This window comes from Clostridium sp. AF35-15 (assembly GCF_003477745.1).
In the GTDB taxonomy this organism is placed as follows: Bacteria; Bacillota; Clostridia; order Lachnospirales; family Lachnospiraceae; genus Otoolea; species Otoolea fessa.
This window is the reverse complement of sequence record NZ_QUDY01000010.1, coordinates 108,497-127,375: the sequence shown is the minus strand read 5'-3', so window position 1 is coordinate 127,375 and position 18,879 is coordinate 108,497. Positions and strand designations below refer to the sequence as shown.

The window sequence follows — 18,879 nt, the reverse complement described above, 5'->3', positions numbered from 1 at the left end:
ACTGCCGGTATCCGTTCCTTCGGAACAGGGGTACATTTGAACCGTAATATTCAAAATATCGAATTTTTGCATTTCATTCTCAAAAATATTAGAAATTCCTGCAATAAAATGTAACGCTATTTCTTTTCCTGTTTCATCAAAGCTCTTCATTTCATCGACAATTTTATTATACATCAAAGTAAATCCAACAATATCGATTTTAAATAGGATCCCATATAGTTTATATCTCAACATATTCCCACATACTGGATTTGAAAATTGAATTAATTTATTATATGATGTTTTCAATAAATGTGTCACATTAGAGGCGAAATATTTGCCCGCGTAATAGATTGTTTCTCCCGCAATGTTTGGTTTTGGCATCAATGGGTAATATCTATAGCTATGTAACCAAATGTGTATCTCCATTATCATATTCGACAACATACGGATAGAACAGTGGAACACCATAACGAATGCACTTTCGTATGCTCTCTTTAGCAAATTCTAATCTCCTGCTATACACATACTTACAGAGCGGTATAACTTCATTGATATCAACTTCTTTTATCTGCCAATTCGATGATGTTGGAAATTGCGACTCAAAAGTTCCAACAAGCCATCGGATTTCCTCACCTGTACAACGTCTAAAAGCTAAAATGTTTCGCATTATTATATTCCTTATGAATATTTGTAAACATGGAGCCAATTGAAATATCGGATTATTGTATTGAAATATACCTAAAGACTATCTTCTAAAGAACTTTTCCAAACTTATTCCTTTATTTCTTTAGTTAGTTATGAATGTGCTATTTATTGCAAAGAACGTGATGCTTTAGCCGGAGGTGTCCAGACACACTCCCGTTGCCTGCCGTCCGCCACGTAGAGGCAGCATTTTCGGACGGCGTAGCCATGCTTACACATGGCATTTTTGATGTTCTTACCTTTACAGGTATTTTCACACAGTCATATAATATAGTTGATTTTATGCGGACTAGCCAACAAACGAGGTGATTATTCTCTTTTCAGGCAGGATTTTAACCCCCTCAGTGAAATGGACGCACGAGTCAAATTTCTAATTAAATCTTTCCGAAGTATACCTTGTAAATAGGATTTAAATAACACTTAATCACATTAATTACAGTAACACTTATTACAATAGTCATTATTGTGCCAATCACAATAGCCAAAGGTATCGTAACCCGATTCTTCAAAATAATAGACAGGGTTGATACAATCCAAGGATTATGAATCAAATAAATATCATACGACATATCACCAATATATTCAATCGGCTTATATTTATCCGTTATAATTAACCATTTGGACAAGGCTAACACTAATGCCAAAAAAGAGAGTCTTATTGCAAGAAATTCCAATCCTTGCCAAATAGCTCTAGCATATAGTCCCATAAAACACTTAAGATCAATATAATACCATCTAATAATACACATTGAAAGAACAAGAGCTGCAATAGCAACTATATTCCACTTCACTACAAATCCATTGTGTAGCCTCGTGTAAAGCAGCCTTCCAAACAGCATCCATGGAAAATACATAATAGTATTATTAAGAATCGTCCATCGTTCCAAATCAATTAGCATCCATGCATAGGACTTTATAAAAGTGGCCAATAGCAACATACTTATTACAAAAGGGAGCCTCACAAATCTATCATCATAAAGTAAAAACATTAAAGCCATTAAAAAAAACATTGCATAGACAAACCAAAGTGATTCATAATATACATTTCTATATAAAACGATATCAACAATGATTTGAACCAGACTTTTAACTCTTCCCTTAGCTAATGCCAAGGTTGCTTGTTTCAGCACTTCAATATGGCTTCCCAACCATATCAAAATCGCAAATGAAAAGGAAAAAGTCGTATAAGGAACTATTAATTGACAAAACTTCTTCTTAAGAAACAGAAAAATGCCGTTCTTCCTATACTTACATTTCTTTTTTTCAAAAAGCCAACCTGAAATTACAAAAAAAACAACAACATGGACTGTGTTAATGATCGTCAATAAGGTATTCAATTCGTTCGAAAGCGAAAAACACTTCATGACATGGTGTATAACAACTAACACTATTGCAATTCCTCTAAGGATTTGTATCACAGCTCTCTCATCCGCTTTTTCTATCTTCATTGTACCATTTCTTTCTTAATCTATTTTTCATGTTACATATTTTATGGTAGATACTATACCGTATCCCACCATACGGAGTGAATCTGATGAGTGTCTCCAAATATCCTCTTTTTTGGAACCACTTCCAGAATTCCTCGTAATCATTTGGCTTCTCCGGTCCATGCACAAGAACACCATTTGATTTTTCCAAAACATTGTACTCAATCTCCAAAGAATTCACATCATTACAAATTGAGTTCCAAACTTCTCTTCCAAAAGATGTATTTATAAGCACAAGAGAAACCCCATCCTTACTATCAAACTCTTTTGTTATCTCATGTACTCCCCAGCAATCTCCAATGGTTATATCTGCACATCGCTTTCTTCCTATATATCGACATTCAAAACAACTCTGCCGCACATTATAATGTGACCTATACAATTTCTCTAGGTCTTGGAACAGAGTTTCATTGTACAGATGCATTCCATTTTTTAGATCGGCGCTGTGAATGTAATATTGCCCCCAACCACCACTTTCGTCTCGAAATAAATAATTACACACTGCATCTTTATAATTCAATTCAATTTGTTTGAGATGATTTTGAAAGATCATTGGACTTGGAACACCATAGCAGAGTATTTCTAATAAAAAAAGGTTGTCACAATTTGCTTTCTTTTCACAAAAAGATTTAACTGCTGATACCTGACACGGGGTTCCAGAGAAAAGAACCATTTTTTTTGTTTTCAAATCATCTATTATTTGTTGAAAAACTAAACGAATATCACTTTGGACATATTTACTTCCCCGAAGCATAGTAACTTGTTGCTTTGTTGAAGCACGATGATGTGTAACTCTCATACTATCATCAAATGCCGCACCATAAACAACACCATCATGCTGAATCACATATGTAGCAATGGCAAAAAATAGACCGCCCGATGTGCTTTTTCTTCGCTCTTGTTCATCTATAAGATATGCTATATATGCTGTATTTTTCTCCTTAACCTTATTATGCTCCGAGTTTAATATCGGACAAACATCCAAGCACTTACCACAGTAAACACAAGCATTAATTTTCGGGTACCAATACCCCCCCCGTGTATCCAATTCTATGGCATGTACTGGGCATACTGCTTCACACGCCATACACCCGCAACAGGACGCACCAACCAATGATATATTCTCGCTCACTTTTGTTAACTCCTTTTTTTCTTTATTAAGCCCAACACAACATCTTTATATATTGCAAACAAAGCAATCGTAACGATACAAAATAGTGCATACCTCGGCATGATCGTTCTATACAAAATTTTTGATAATATACCATATAATGCAACCACGCCAAACCATCCAAAAATCTTCAAATCATTGTATAAGTGAATATTCAGCATATGCCTTGTTATATATAAATGAATTAAGTAAAGCACCAAATATGCAATTAGGGTTGTATATGCCGCGCATGTAAATCCAAAAAACGGTACTAATGCAACATTTAATCCCAAATTGATAGCTGCTGCAATAATTGTTCCAAGCGAAGTAAATTGAGTCTGTTTATGGTGAACTTCAATAATAATATAATGACTAAACAGAAATTGTGCTAAAAGTCCCAAAACAATCGGGAAAATACAATCCTGACCTGAGATATATTTTTCTCCCCCTAAAATCATTATCGCTTCTGGACCAACTGTAATACACCCGATGCATATGTATGAAACAAAAGCATTCAACGGAGTAATGTTTTTATTTATCAGATCGCAGCGCCTTTCATTATATATGTCATGAAACCATGGATTCCAGCTCTCATTAATTGCATTTAAGATAATATTTATCAGCATTGCATATTGATAAATCAGACTATATATACCAGCAGCCTCGCTTCCACACACTTTATTAATCACTATACGGTCTGACTGAGTTAACACATTCAAAGATATGGTATGGAAAATCAAAGGCATTGAAATGCGAAGCCCATATTTCCAATAATCTAAGTTAATACAAAATGCTCTTTTTCTTGTTTGTAAGATAACAATCCAAACGGCAAGTAATAGAGATGGAACAACAAATCCAAGGATTTTTGCATAATAACGGTTTTCTTTAATGATGCCAAGGAAAAGAAATGTAAAAAGCACAGTTCCAACAGTAGTAAATAATGTTATGAAAATATTTTTCTTATAATCATAACAATATCTATTCTCACTTTGAGAAATATTAATTGTCCCGCCTGAGAAAAGATATATCAACAAAAGCAGAATCAAAGCAGGATTTAGATCCAAAAATTTTGCTACCGGTGATAGAAATAAAATTGCAACTACTGATAATACTCCTGTAATCAGATAAGATAAAGTATGTGTTGCCCCCACATATCTAGTAAACTGTCCCGGAAAATCAATCTTGGCTCTGGAATGGCTATATGAAAGATTAGCAGTACATAATATCAAAAAAATCGAATACCACGATGAGAATGTCGCTGCAATTCCATAGTCTGATGTTGACATCATTCGCGTGAAAATAGGTGTTGTAATTATCGAAATTGACTTTGCCGCAATAGCAGATAGTGAATACCATACACCTGCCTTAAATGCATTCTCAATTCCTGCTTTCTTATTTTCGTTCATATTAGTGTTCACCATAATAATCTACATTATCTGCAAGACTCTTTTGCAAATATGCCATTGAGAAATCAACCAGTTTCTTCATACTCTGATTCACTTCTTGATAATCTATTGTTACTGCTTGAAGGTAAGTCTCTATAGATTCCTTGCCATCATAAAATTTCCGTTGTATTCTCGCATCATTTAATAGACTCTCAATTTTAGCTCTCTTATCTGGTCTACTACATAAAATCATTTGCTTATTATTCTTAATAGAAAAAACTGTACCATGAAATGAATCAGTCAAAACATATGTAGCCTTCCTGAACGAACATATCCATTGTTCAAATGATGCTGCTGTGTAAGATCTATATGCCCATTTACAATATCTCCCTACTGCAATAATCTTGAGCCCATGATCTTTTGCAAATAACTGGATTTGCTTTTGATATATGCTCCAATCCGAAAATGTATAAATTAAAATATAATCTTTCTCATCCCATCTGGTACTAATATCAACAAAATCATACAAAAGTGTTGGATCTAAGACTTCCACTGCATCTATGCCAACATTATTTTTTAGTAACCGCTTAGTATTCTCGTCCCTAACAGATACATTTGAGAATTGTCGTAAAGAATCTATACATTCTTTACTTAATTTATAATTAGGATTTAAATCTTCACAACTAGGTGCGTAAGAAACTTTCTTTGTTTTCTTGATCCCAACACCCATATATATTTTTTCAAACAGCTTATGATTAACATTAAAGATTGCATCACTTCCAAATATCACACAATCCAGTCCTAAACTATCAACATCCTCTCCTTTACGAATAACAATTGATTCATTAAAGTATTTATTTACTTCCCAGAAATTTTTTACACGCCATAGACATTTCAAATATAAAACCGGATGATGCTTTGCACGCTCAACATTTAAATTAGTTCCTATATTGACTTTCTCAAATCCATTGGTTTTATAATTTACCATCTGGACCGTATGCCCCAAATGAGACACAACTTGATTTAGCGCATAAGCCTGGGCTTTTGCACCATAATTTGCTCCATAATACCATGTTAGTATGCCAATTTTCATAGTCTACAGACTCCTTTCTTATTCAAATACCAGTAATGTTCCGTAATTGTCGCAAAAATTATATATGGAACCAATGTTGGAATTTCATAAAGACATGTGCCAGTTATTCCATATAACAGAAAGAAAGTCTGGTAAATAAGCGAAATAATTAAATGCTTTTCAGCGTTTTCAGATAAAAACACTTTCTCTCTACGGATTTCTTTGATAAGTACAATATTTTTAACATAAGCATTAAAAAAGAAAAGAATGAATATCGTTGTGCCAATCAGTCCCGTTTCAACATAAAGCTGAAGGTATATGTTATGTACATGGGCTCCGAAATAACGATAAAAAGACCACCATCCTGTTCCAAACATCTTATTCCCACTGGCAAACGCTGTTGCAATTCCCCAAACTATATATCGACCATTGGATATGCCACCCTCACCATTAGCCGATTCCTCAAAACGTCTTAAAAATTCAAAAGCATCCGGCATAAAATAGCTAAGAAAGTATGCCGCCAGTAAAACACCAATTATTAATGCCATAATTTTTGTTATTCTTTTAGTTGGCGTATTACTATTATAAAAGTAGTACGCTAAGAAAGCTCCAGCTCCAGTAAAAAGTATATGAGCGCGCTTATTTGTCAAGAGAAGAACTAAAAACATAAGTACGACAAATATGACTTTCAACAATTTTTTTCTCACATTTTGGCAACCGCTCAAAGGTACTAAGCTCCCCATCGCTATGCATACTCCCATTGCAACATACATTCCATTAAAACTATAATGTGCTGTAAATCCATTGGAATAATACGCACTCAATCCCATATGACTGGTATCGTTAATTGAAGATATGAAAGGATATATGATCAAATCATAGAACCCTTTACTAGAAAATGACAACAATGTCATCAGTGCATAAAAAACGCCCAACATAAGCATCAATTTCAACGAACTCTTAATCCAATAATCACCTCGATATGCAGAGATTGAAAATAGCACTATTTCACAAAACACCAATTCATAGCCATTACTTCCATTGCTAAGGTTTTGATTATTAAACAAAAGGACAACTGCTATCATTGCAACACTCATAACCATGTACAATGAAGGTGTCTTAACTAGTTTGAAAAATGCTGTAATACCAAATACGACGCATCCCAAAAAGAGTATACGCCACATAATAGTACCAGAAATAAGCCCACCCCAACTCTGTTGCGATAGCGCATACAAAAGCAAGGCTATCAACAACACAATTTTAGGTGTATTTATGCTGACTTTAATTTTCATAATTCGCCTCCTTTACTACGCTTCGATCATTCCATGTTATAATTCCTTGCACAAATACATATACCGTCTCAAAGATCCTTCAACATCAAACAACTGTTTCATAAATTCTCTTGATTTAATAGAAACCGTTTCAGTGTCAATCTCACCACTATACAATTGTCGAATAATTTTATTATAAGTTTCTGCATCATTACAATGGAAGTATGTTGACCCATTTTCAGCCGGAATACCTTCAATCCCTATATCATTTGTCAACACTGGAATTCCTGATGACATGGCCTCTAATATTTTGACTTTTATTCCTGCTCCTAGAACTAATGGAGCTACCAAGCACATGGAAGATTCAAAATACGGAAGTGTATCATTAACAAATCCAGTAATCACAATACGGTCGGACTTAAATCTTTTTAATTCCTCTGGCGGTTTACTACCTACAATAACGAAACGAACATCTAAATCATTCAATAAGGGCATCACATTCTCTATGAACCAAATTGCGCTTAAATAGTTTTCTGGGCGAGACATGGCTCCAAAGAAAAGTATATCTCGGTTGTTAGATTTTCTTGCACACCCCGACATATTACTATAATAAGGAACAAGCCATTGAATTTTCTCTTCATTTACTCCGCACTTTATTAGCACTTCCTTGTTTTCAGCATTATGTGGAAGTATTAAGTCACACTCTCTCAAAGCATTCAGTTCCGTTTTCTTTTCATAAAGGTATTTATGTTTCCATAAAATCTTTTTTATTCCTTTAAAATACTTTGCTTTTCTTTTATAGCCAACAAATGTCACATCATGCTCAGAAGCGATTAGTTTAGCATCTGGAAATATCTTATGTATTCGAGAAGCTAGCACCACCGTATTTGTCCATTCTAAAATAATACAATCTGGCAAAAAACCCTCAACTTTCCAGTTAACTAATGTGTTTATGATTTCATTTGCACAATAATTTGAAATCAGATTGGCATTTTTGTTCCATGGATTATATGATGACTCAATGTTGCTAATTTTTTTAATTTTAGATTTTAGTGTTGGTTCAGTATAGATCACATGATGAACTATATCCTTTTGCTCATCTTCAATTTCCTTTTTTTTCCAAATATCCCCCCAACACACCAGTCTAATATTAAAATCAGCACTTCGCTTAAAACCATTTAGGTAATAATTAAAAGTCTGACCTCCCGCTGCGGGTGCTCCACTGTAGGGGGCATTAGAAGCAATCCAAATAATATTTTTCTGACTATTATATTTTTTTACCATGGAAACTCATCATTCTCCTTTAAAGCGTCTCTTACAGCTTCAAGATAACCATATTTGTTTTCTTCGTCCGGCTCCAGATAACCACCTTCTCCCCATTCATTCCATGCAAAAATAAACATCATATCCTTATGATAGACTTCTTTTGTCCGCTTAATCTGTGCCGAAAAATACTTTTTGAATTTTTCTGGATTTGCACCTATATAAACCTGTCCTCTCTCATGATATCTCGGACTGTTATCCCAATTTACAAATGCACATGGAATCGAATTATTGCCATGCGGTTTTCTAGTTAAAATGTCTTTCCACGCCTCATCATAACTAGGCCTTTGCATATTAGTCGCCTTCATTAAAAGATAATTGCCATGTCGCCGTAAATCCCAACCAAATTTTTTTTCACAGAAGTTCATAACATCTCTTCTTAGTCTTTTTATATTTGCAAATTTGTTCTTCCCCAAACTCTTTCTGGAGTTAATTGGTTCATATTCAATTTCAAAATCTATTTGGCTGTGATCTTTTCTATTGTCCAACATAAACTCCGCACTTTGGTTCATAAAAACCATACCAGGAAACCCTGCTTCGAATGCCAATTCTCTCCAATATTGCAGCATTTCACTGAGGCATTCTATTGATTCTGGTCGATAAATAATCAAAACAGGTTTCCCATCTATTTTTATATATCTATCATCTCTGAAAAACTGCAGGAGATATTTCCAATGCTCAAGCCACTCTTTTTTTTCACCATAAAATTGTGGCATAATCACTGTTTTTTTACCAGTCCACTCCATTGACCACGCTTCGTTTGCCCAGCAAAAACAGAATGGCAGATCCAATTCCGAATCGCCTAAAATCTGCTCACAAGGTTTCTCTAAAAGCATTTCTCCGTTAAACCAATAGTGGTAATAGCAGAAACCATAAATGCCATATTCTTTAGCCAAATCACGTTGCCATATCTTTGTTCTACGGTCCAATAAATTATAATAATTGTTATCCAGTGGAATCTTAGGTTGAATATGTCCCTCAAATAGTGATTTCGCATTTTTTACATTATCCCACTCTGTAAATCCTTCGCCCCAGTATTTGTCATTTAATGGAATTTGATGATACTGAGGTACAAAAAAAGCAATTGTTTTCATCCTATCTGCTCCTATGTCAATCTATATATTTTTTTTCAAATGTCTCAACGCAACCTATCCTTTTTGCCGGGTTTCCTGCGTATATTCCATTTGGATCTGTTTTTCCCTTAATCACAGTCCCCCCACACACAATACAATTGTCACATATAACTGTTCCCGGCAAAATCATTGTTTCTGCACCGATAAAAACATTATTTCCGATTTTAACAGATTTCCTTATTGATGTTTTCACTTTATCTTCTTTACAAATAACTCTAGCTGCGTGTTTAATACTAAAATCATGAACCAATATTTTTACCCCAAAAGAAATGGTGACGTCTTTTCCTATCTCTATTAAATCATATTGCGAACTATCAAAAACACAGTTGGACTAATCCATGTTTGCTCGCAATTTTTCGTATCAATCTTTATTCCAAGCCAATTTAAATATTTGGGATAGAATTTCACATAAGCCTTTCTTGATATTTTATCCAGACACCAGAAGAACACATTTAATGACTTTTTAATATATATTTTTACACTCATAGATTTTCCCTTCTATATTTGATGTGTTTGGCCGGATTCCCCCCTACAATACTGTATGGCTCAACGTTCTTGGTCACAACTGAACCTGCGGCTATAATTGCTCCTGTTCCTATATGGACTCCTGGCATAATCAACACCCTTCTCCCAATCCACACGTCATCATCTATATATACAGGTTTCATCTCCGTATATCCTTGCTGAATCATTGGAATATCAGTTTCATCGTGACGGTGATTATGAGTATAGATAGCTACCTCCGGTCCCAACATAACATCTCTTCCAATTTTAACTGGACCATATAGATCAGATCGAAATCCAACGGTTGAATTATCACCGATTTCAAATTCCTCTCCAAATACGACATACTGTTCTATATTGACGTTCTTGCCAGTATTTTTGGCAATTTTTTTTAGGAAGAAATATCTAATTTTCATGCATATTTTTGAATAACAGGATCTAGGCAGCCATTGTCCAAAAAGTGCATAAAACACTCTCCAAACTTTAGCCGAACTAAAACTTCTTTCTTCTGTTCCTATCCGTATTTTCACTTTCCCATACTCCTATTCTATTTTCAATGTACGCCAGAATATTTTGAGCGCGCACACTCAATGTCAAATTTTCTGCTTTTTTTATTGCGGCTTCTGACATTTTTTCTCTACTAATAGGGTCTGAAACAAGTTTTTGAATTGCTTCATGAATTTCATCGACATCAACTGGATTTACTCTAATAGAGCATTCCGCATCCAAAATATCATCATTAAATGCTCTATTTGATGATATTATCGGTAATCCACAAGCCATTGCTTCAACGATTGCGTTACTACATCCCTCATTCAACGTTGGTAACACAAAAATGTCTGCTGCACTATTAAACAGCGGTATTTCTTCTGGCTTTAAAGACTTTGCAAAAATACAATTATCGCCATAGGGACTCTGCTCACCTTTCCCCGCACATATTAACCTTGCACCTCTAACCGTTTTCATAGCTTCGCACACTCGCAGAATCCCTTTTCGCTCGTTGAATGCACCAACAAATCCTACTAGCACTTCATTTTTTGGTAATCCAAAGTAATCGCGTGCATAAGTCTTATTATATTTTCTAAACCTATCTCCATTAATTCCATTTGGAAAGACTTCCACTTTATCATCTTCAAGAACACCTGCATCAACTATCCATCTTTTTAGATATGTTGAAACAGCTATAACTCCTGCAATATCTTTTAGTTCTTCCTTTGCCCTTTCTGCTCCAAACTGTTCTATTGTATTATGTGACTCACCTAACGCAAAGAAAGCAGGAATTTTGAACGTATCACTTAATCTTGCCACAGCAATACCGGACGGTGCCATGAAATGTCCATATATAACATCTGGTTTTTCTGTGAATGATCTAATTACGCGTTCCGCTGCTTTTTCTAAGAAAAAAGTCGTTATTCCAACTGGGCTTCTTCCCAAAACATAATGCGATTGACCAAGCCCTGCTGTTTTTGGCCAGTATATATCAATAGATTTCTTCTTTTCTGTATATTCTCTGGTGTGATAAGGTATCTGCAAATACTTCCTATTCAAATTTACGGGCAAAGGACATATCACGGTTACCTTTTTCCCCATATCTGCAAATTCCCAAGCAAGTTGCTGCAAAAAAACAAGCATATATGGTTCAAATTCATTTGGATATTTATTTACAACAAAACATATATTTTCCATGTCATTACCTATATTTTCTTATCAAATTGACAATCTTTATGTCGTTTATAAAGTATCTCTTAAACATCCGTTTTGGTTCTTGCAAGAAGCGATAAAACCACTCCAAACCATGCTCACTCATCCAGCGTGGTGCACGTTTCACATTTCCAGCAAGGAAGTCAACCGTTGCGCCTGCACATACTGAAACTTTTGCATCATACTTTCCGATATTCTCATAAATCCATTTTTCCTGTTTAGGACATCCAAAGCACGCAATCAGCAAATCAGGTTTCACATCAGAAATCATTTGATTAATATGATTTAACTCTTTCTCATCCTTTTCAAATCCAAATGGGGGCGCATAAGTTCCGACGATTTGAATCTTCGGATGTTTGCTTTCTAATTTTTCTTTCGCCTGTGCCGCAATGCCATCTTTTCCGCCAATAATAAAGATTTTATATCCTTTTTCAGCCGCAGCTTCACAAAGCAGTGGAACCAAATCAGACCCCGAAATTTTCGCTTTTAACGGCTTGCCATGCATTTTAGAAATCCATACCAACGGCTTGCCGTCTACCAGCACCATATCAGCTCTATCAACGACCTTCTTTAGGTATGGATCATCTTCTATTTTCATAACAACATCCACATTGATTGCCACAATGTAGGATTTTTTATCTGCAGTAATCATCTGCTCAATGGCTTCTACCGTCTCCGACATTGTGACATTGTTTATGTATGTGTTAAGCAATGGTTGTTTTTCCATCACATCAGTTCTCCCAAAAAAATTCATCTTCCAACATTAAGCACAAGCAATGGTAAACCGGAAGATGGAATTCCTGAATCATATAGGTCTCTATCTGAGGCACTTTGATACACACATCACTCATCTGCTCAAGCTTGCTGCTTTTTGCCCCTGTCAGACCGATTACTTTCATACCCTTTGCATGAGCAGTTGTCGCTGCATACAAAACTTTTTTACTGTTACCACTTGTTGAAATGCCAAGGAACACATCACCCGTTTTGCCATAGCCATTTACCTGCTGTGCAAAACAAAGAAGTGGCTCACAATCATTCATATAGGCCGTAGATAATGCCGGATGGCCATCCAAGGCAATCGCAGGGAGTGCCCCCTGCAAGTTTTCAGCCAAAACAGCTCCTAATTCTGTATTTGTCTGAATTAACTTGTCTGCAAAATCCGACTGCGGTTTTCTTGGAAGTTTGAATCCTTTCATCAATTCCCCAACGATATGCTCTGCATCCGCTGCAGATCCACCATTTCCAGCAACCAACAGTTTTCCGCCATTTTTATATGAATCTTCTAATATCTGATATGCCCTTGCAATATCATCTTCTACAATCTTCAATGCCGGATAACGTTCACAAAGCAAATCAATATGTTTTTTTATATTTTCTTTTAGCTCTATCATTTTTATACTCCGCAATTTTTTCACAAGGATATCTTCACAAACGCCAACAGAGAATCAACCATCATCATTTGACCGTAGTTTTCGTCACCATTTCCAATTAACACAGTTTTACACCCAGCGTTGATTCCAGCCTTAATATCATTCTCTCCGTCACCAATCATCCAAGATTGAGACAAATCAATATTAAAGTCTTCGGCTGCTTTCAATAGCATCCCTGGCTTTGGCTTTCGGCAGTCACAATCAATCTTCAATTCCGGACGCTCCCCCTCATATCCCTTATGAGGATGATGCGGACAATAATAGATTGCATTCAGATATGCGCCCTCCTTGCCGAGAAGCGTTTCCATCTTGTTGTGAATTTCTTCTAACTCGTCAAATGATACTTCACCACGAACAATTACAGGCTGATTAGTTGCGACGATTGCAAGATATCCCGACTCATTAATTTTGCGAATCGCTTCTGCAACTCCATCTATCAACTCAAAATCATCAATGTTCCGAAGGAAACCAACATATTTATTAATCGTTCCATCTCGGTCAAGGAATATCGCCTTCTGCTTATTTTTCAGATTCTTTCCTGTAACGCGCCCTTCTCGATAATCAGCGCACACAGAATAGTACCTATCCGGTGTTCCCATATCCTTAACATATTCCGGGCTGTCGTAACAGAACATCTTTCCTGTTCCAGCAAGAGGCTTCAACAACCGGCGATCCAAGTCCACTTTTACGGGTTTTCCGTCACCACCAATTTTTCCAACAGCTTCGGCATCAATCTTGGAAAGTGCTAATACTTTTGGGTTAATGACATGAAGCCCCGCATTCACGCGGTTTCGATAATACTTCGGCCTTTCATCCTCTTTTGCAAGCCATTTTTCAACCGCACCATTTTTATTTGCAACAATCAGCCCGCTATCATACGGATGGCTATTAGGATGAGTAAAAAGTGTAACCAGTCCACCATGTCGCTTGTGATACTCAACAAATCTGTTAAAGTCCACATCAAACATAGCATCAGCATTCAAAAGCAGAAAATCTTCTGCTAATTTGTCTTTAATCTTGAACAGTGCACCCGCATTACCCAGTGGTTCTTGTTCAAAATAATATTCAATATGTGCACCAAGCGGCTGCCCTGTCACTGGTGAGTTTCCAGAACCATCACCAAAATAATCCATGATGATATTTCCAAGATGACTCACAGTAATAAGAATGTCATCGAAGCCCTGCTCTTTCAGACATTCAATCTCTCGTTCCAAAACAGGAATGCCCTCAATTTTTATCATTGGCTTTGGAATGTCACTCGCCACGGAAGAAATACGAGTTCCCTTTCCACCCGCCATAATTACTACTTTCATATTCTCAGTTCCTCGGTGTATAATCTTCTGGTGTATAGTGGATCACTCTTGTACCGCCATCCTCAAACTTAAATGGGATGTACAGCAAATCTCTCATTGCCCAGCGCACTGCGTCCTGACGCTCCGGTTGTACATAGAATACAAGAAAACCGCCACCACCTGCACCGAGCAACTTTCCTCCCAAAGCACCAGCAGCCATCCCCTTTGCATACAGTTCATCAATACTGTTTGTTGACACAGCCGAGCCAGTCTGCCGCTTTAACTTCCAAGTATGGTCAAGCAGCCGTCCAAAATCATCCAAATCGCTTTCTTTATCCGTCAAAACCCGCTCTGCATCATCTACCAAAGAAAGCATCTCTTTCAGCTGTGCTGTTTTATCCGTCTTTCCTGCTGCGTTTGCCTTCTGTACGTCAGAAGAGAAGCGGGTAAAGCCAGTGAAAAACATCATTAAGTTTTGGTTGAGCTGTTTCTTTCTTTCCGATGAGATGATTACCGGAAGAACTTCATAACCATCTGCATTAAAGTTGATGCGATTAAATCCACCAAAAGATGCTGCAATTTGATCCTGCCATCCGCCTGCTTCATGGCAAAGGTTGCGTTCCAGATAGATTGCTTCATCTGCCAACTTCTTCTTATCTGCATATTTCCCTTTTAATGCATAAAAGGCGTTCAGCATACCAACTGCAAATGAGCTTGATGTGCCAAGACCTGAACGGGCAGGCAGATCCGCTTCATAAGTGAGACGAATCTCGTGCATGTCTAACATCTTCATTGCATTTCGGATAGCCGGATGCTGGATGTCATTGATGTCAGTTACTCGCTCTGTTTTCGAGTAAGATAATTCTGTAGAGTAGTCAAAAAAACGCGGCAGATGACGCACATTTACATAACAATATTTGTCAAATGTGGTGGACAAAACCGCACCACCATTATCTTTGAAAAAACTTTCCATATCTGTTCCGCCACCGAAGAAAGACATACGAAACGGTGTTTTTGTAATAATCATTTATTTTCTCCTTATTGCGCATTTTATATAAAATCAAAACTGCTCGATTTCTTTCAGATAACGGCTCAGCGCATCTTGCCAGGTCGGAAGCGGAGTAAATCCAGCTTCTACCAGCTTGCTCTTATCTAAGCGGCTGTTGAACGGGCGAGCAGCCTTGCTCAGACCGTACTCTGCCGTGGTCACCGGCAGGACTTCCGTCTTATATCCAGCCTGACGGTAGATTTCTTTCGTGAAATCATACCAGCTGATATAGCCGCCCTCATTGGTTTCTTTAATCCGTGACCCGCAAAGATGTTGTCGCCCAGAACCATTGCCACAGAATCATTGCCAATAAAATCAGCACCAATGATAAAGGCCTGTGCCAATCCATCCGGAGAAGGCTGAACAGCATAGGTCAAATTCACACCAAACTGGTGCCCATCACCCAGCAAGTTCTCGAAACGAGGAGTATCCTGTGGTGTGGAAATAATCAAAATGTCGCGGATGCCAGCGTTCATCAGAACGGACATCGGATAGTAAATCATCGGTTTATCAAAAATAGGTAAGAGCTGCTTGCTCGTAACTTTCGTCAACGGATACAGACGAGTGCCTGATCCTCCCGCTAAAATAATGCCTTTCATTCTGTATCCCTCGTCTTTCTTAATCTCTCTGGAAAATATCTCTCGTGTACACTTTCTCTTTCACATCATCCAGGCACTTATCATAGCGGTTTGCGATGATGGCCTGACTCTGCTTCTTGAACTCGTCCAGATCATTCACAACAACAGAACCAAAGAACTTCTCACCATTTTTCAATGTCGGCTCGTAGATAATAACCGTTGCACCCTTTGCCTTGATGCGTTTCATGACACCTTGGATACTGCTCTGGCGGAAGTTGTCGCTGTTGCTCTTCATGGTCAAGCGGTAAACACCAACAACGACTTCCTTCTCCTTGCTCTCATCCCAGCTATCATTTGCCTCATACGCACCAGCAATCTCCAACACACGGTCAGCGATAAAGTCTTTTCTTGTTCTGTTACTTTCAACAATAGCTTCGATCAGGTTCTCCGGCACATCAGCGTAGTTTGCCAGCAACTGCTTGGTATCTTTCGGCAGGCAATAGCCGCCGTAGCCAAAGGACGGATTGTTATAATGAGTACCAATACGAGGATCAAGGCAAACACCGTTAATGATTTGCTGGGTATTCAATCCCTTCATCTCGGCATAAGTATCCAGTTCATTGAAGTAGCTGACACGCAGAGCCAGATAAGTATTCGCAAAAAGTTTGACAGCTTCTGCTTCGGTAAAGCCCATAAACAGAGTGTCAATGTTCTCTTTAATTGCGCCTTCCTGCAGGAGTTCTGCAAAAGTGTGTGCCGCTTTCACCAAACGAGCATTATCCACATCTGTACCGACAATAATGCGGCTCGGATACAGGTTATCGTAGAGAGCCTTAGATTCACGCAGGAACTCTGGGCTGAAGATGATATTATCGCAGTGGAACTTTTCACGAACCGATGCAGTGTAACCAACCGGGATGGTACTCTTGATAACCATAATGGCTTCCGGGTTATACTCAATCACCAGTTTGATGACCGCTTCGACTGCGCTTGTGTCAAAGAAATTCTTCTTACTATCGTAATTTGTAGGTGCAGCAATGACCACGAAATCTGCATCGGAGTATGCTTCTTTTGCATCCAGAGTTGCAGTCAAATCCAACTCTTTTTCTGCCAGATATTTCTCAATGTATTCGTCCTGAATCTGAGACTTCTTATTGTTAATCATCTCCACTTTATCAGGAATAATATCCACTGCAGTCACCTTGTGGTGCTGAGATAACAACGTAGCAATGGAAAGACCCACATAACCAGTACCAGCCACAGCAATCTTCAAATCCTTAAACTCTCTCATTTCTTTATCCCTCTAATCTCTTATTTATAAAACTCAGCGTACCACTCAGCGAAATTTCTTAATCCGGTCCGCAGACTTGTGCTCGGCTTGTATCCGAAGTCACGCTCCAAAGCGCTCGTATCTGCATAAGTAACAGGCACATCGCCCGGCTGCATCGGAACCAGCTCCTTGTGTGCCTCGAAGTCATAATCCTCCGGCAACACTTTCGCACGAACCAGTTCCTCGCTCAGAATCTGCACGAAGTCCAGTAGATTTTCCGGATTCTGATTACCGATGTTGTAAACTGCATACGGCGGAATCGGCAGGCCGTCCTCACCATTCTTCTTGTCCGGAGCTTTCTTCATTACGCGGACAACGCCCTCAACAATATCGTCCACATAAGTGAAGTCGCGTTTGCAGTTGCCGTAGTTGAAGATCTTAATTGTTTCGCCCTTCACCAGCTTATTGGTGAAGCCGAAGTAAGCCATATCCGGGCGACCAGCAGGACCATACACCGTAAAGAACCGCAGACCGGTGGACGGGATGTTGTACAGCTTGGAATAAGCATGAGCCATCAGCTCATTGGATTTCTTGGTTACCGCATACAGGGAAACCGGGTTATCTACCTTGTCATCCGTGCTGTACGGAACTTTCTTGTTGGAACCATAGACACTGGAAGAGGAAGCATACACCAGATGCTCCAAGCTCTCACAATGACGGCAGGCTTCCAGAATATTGAAAAAGCCGACCAGGTTGGATTCCACATAGGCATCCGGGTTGGTGATGGAGTAACGCACACCAGCCTGTGCTGCAAGGTTCACGACCACAGCAGGCTTATATTTCTCGAACAGCTCTGTGATCAATGCCTTGTCAGCGATGTTGCCTTTTACAAAAGTGAATGTGGGATACTTGGCCAGCTCATTCAAACGGAACTCTTTCAGGGCAACGTCATAGTAAGCATTCATGTTATCAATGCCGATGACCGTTGCAGAAGGAGCCTCCTGATAGATTCTTTTCACAAGGTTAGAGCCTATGAAGCCGGCTGCACCTGTGACTAAAATCGTTTTATTATCTAAAGTAACTGTGCTCATATGTATTCCTCCGTTTTGGTTAATTTCCTAATCTATGTACACATCTGCTCTTCACAGATAGTATTTCCTTTTTCCTCTTGCCGCTCACACGGCTAAGTGTTTTCTTATGCTGTCGTACCCTTTTGCCGCAGCAATCAAATCTTTTCTCGGTATTTCGTCCATTTTCCTGCATATCATTATCCAGACAGGTTCACTCAATAAAATCAGTTGCACCTTTCACTACTTTTCTCCGGCGCATATTCATACGCCACACTCTCCGCCCTCTACATCAAAGTGTTAATCTGTTGAGTAAACCCGTTTTTTTGCTTCTATTTTGCCAGATTTTCCCATTCCATCTTTTTTGTAATAATCATACAAATATATCTATCATTCTTATTGCAACCTGCACAATGATTTATTCATTTTTTATGATGTCTACACGACAGAATATTAGTAATTTCCGTCCGTTGCTCAACGCCAC

Annotated in this window: 17 protein-coding genes and 2 pseudogenes; all 19 read right to left on the bottom strand. The window is 38.0% G+C overall.

What is annotated here, in order from left to right:
• Positions 1-483: hypothetical protein (locus DWZ76_RS11925; protein WP_147353138.1), on the bottom strand; the 483-nt coding region annotated here is incomplete at its 3' end.
• Positions 484-1,058: 575 nt separating this feature from the next.
• Entirely contained in the window at positions 1,059-2,132 is a 1,074-nt protein-coding gene (locus DWZ76_RS11920; RefSeq protein WP_118472797.1) for an acyltransferase, read from the bottom strand.
• A complete protein-coding gene (locus tag DWZ76_RS11915) occupies positions 2,110-3,303 on the bottom strand; it encodes a Coenzyme F420 hydrogenase/dehydrogenase, beta subunit C-terminal domain (protein WP_118472796.1) in 1,194 nt (397 codons plus the stop codon). Before DWZ76_RS11915 ends, DWZ76_RS11920 begins: the two co-directional genes overlap by 23 nt.
• A 5-nt stretch (positions 3,304-3,308) precedes the next feature.
• Positions 3,309-4,727 carry an oligosaccharide flippase family protein gene (locus DWZ76_RS11910; RefSeq protein ID WP_182431322.1) on the bottom strand — a complete coding sequence of 473 codons (1,419 nt, stop codon included), beginning with the start codon at positions 4,725-4,727 and terminating at the stop codon, positions 3,309-3,311.
• Between the two features lies 1 nt (position 4,728).
• Complete coding sequence (locus tag DWZ76_RS11905) at positions 4,729-5,799, bottom strand: polysaccharide pyruvyl transferase family protein (protein WP_118472794.1); 1,071 nt, start codon at positions 5,797-5,799, stop codon at positions 4,729-4,731.
• Entirely contained in the window at positions 5,796-7,070 is a 1,275-nt protein-coding gene (locus tag DWZ76_RS11900) for an O-antigen ligase family protein (RefSeq protein ID WP_118472793.1), read from the bottom strand. The genes DWZ76_RS11905 and DWZ76_RS11900 overlap by 4 nt, the downstream gene beginning before the upstream one ends.
• 36 nt (positions 7,071-7,106) lie before the next feature.
• Complete coding sequence (locus DWZ76_RS11895; protein ID WP_118472792.1) at positions 7,107-8,333, bottom strand: glycosyltransferase; 1,227 nt, start codon at positions 8,331-8,333, stop codon at positions 7,107-7,109.
• A complete protein-coding gene (locus DWZ76_RS11890) occupies positions 8,327-9,466 on the bottom strand; it encodes a glycoside hydrolase family 99-like domain-containing protein (RefSeq protein WP_118472791.1) in 1,140 nt (379 codons plus the stop codon). Before DWZ76_RS11890 ends, DWZ76_RS11895 begins: the two co-directional genes overlap by 7 nt.
• A gap of 16 nt (positions 9,467-9,482) precedes the next feature.
• Positions 9,483-9,755, bottom strand: coding sequence for a DapH/DapD/GlmU-related protein (locus DWZ76_RS11885; protein WP_182431321.1), 273 nt, complete (start codon positions 9,753-9,755; stop codon positions 9,483-9,485).
• Between the two features lie 232 nt (positions 9,756-9,987).
• Positions 9,988-10,539, bottom strand: coding sequence for an acyltransferase (locus tag DWZ76_RS11875; RefSeq protein ID WP_270497559.1), 552 nt, complete (start codon positions 10,537-10,539; stop codon positions 9,988-9,990).
• A complete protein-coding gene (locus DWZ76_RS11870) occupies positions 10,502-11,695 on the bottom strand; it encodes a glycosyltransferase (RefSeq protein ID WP_118472788.1) in 1,194 nt (397 codons plus the stop codon). Before DWZ76_RS11870 ends, DWZ76_RS11875 begins: the two co-directional genes overlap by 38 nt.
• A 4-nt stretch (positions 11,696-11,699) precedes the next feature.
• Positions 11,700-12,437 carry a WecB/TagA/CpsF family glycosyltransferase gene (locus tag DWZ76_RS11865; RefSeq protein ID WP_118472787.1) on the bottom strand — a complete coding sequence of 246 codons (738 nt, stop codon included), beginning with the start codon at positions 12,435-12,437 and terminating at the stop codon, positions 11,700-11,702.
• A 4-nt stretch (positions 12,438-12,441) separates the two neighbouring features.
• Positions 12,442-13,101 (bottom strand): SIS domain-containing protein, encoded by a 660-nt coding sequence (locus DWZ76_RS11860; protein WP_118472786.1) that lies wholly within the window; start codon positions 13,099-13,101, stop codon positions 12,442-12,444.
• Between the two features lie 20 nt (positions 13,102-13,121).
• Complete coding sequence (gmhB, locus tag DWZ76_RS11855; RefSeq protein WP_118472785.1) at positions 13,122-14,453, bottom strand: D-glycero-beta-D-manno-heptose 1,7-bisphosphate 7-phosphatase; 1,332 nt, start codon at positions 14,451-14,453, stop codon at positions 13,122-13,124.
• Positions 14,454-14,457: 4 nt separating this feature from the next.
• A complete protein-coding gene (locus DWZ76_RS11850) occupies positions 14,458-15,459 on the bottom strand; it encodes a kinase (protein ID WP_118472784.1) in 1,002 nt (333 codons plus the stop codon).
• 33 nt (positions 15,460-15,492) lie between these two features.
• Positions 15,493-15,726 (bottom strand): annotated as a pseudogene (locus DWZ76_RS11845) (sugar nucleotide-binding protein); the annotation flags it as partial.
• Positions 15,708-16,079: pseudogene (locus tag DWZ76_RS11840) on the bottom strand (sugar phosphate nucleotidyltransferase); the annotation flags it as partial. The pseudogenes DWZ76_RS11845 and DWZ76_RS11840, both read right to left, overlap by 19 nt.
• A gap of 19 nt (positions 16,080-16,098) precedes the next feature.
• Complete coding sequence (locus DWZ76_RS11835) at positions 16,099-17,349, bottom strand: nucleotide sugar dehydrogenase (RefSeq protein ID WP_270497555.1); 1,251 nt, start codon at positions 17,347-17,349, stop codon at positions 16,099-16,101.
• Positions 17,350-17,369: 20 nt separating this feature from the next.
• Entirely contained in the window at positions 17,370-18,419 is a 1,050-nt protein-coding gene (locus DWZ76_RS11830) for an NAD-dependent epimerase/dehydratase family protein (protein ID WP_118472783.1), read from the bottom strand.
• Positions 18,420-18,879: the final 460 nt, after the last annotated feature.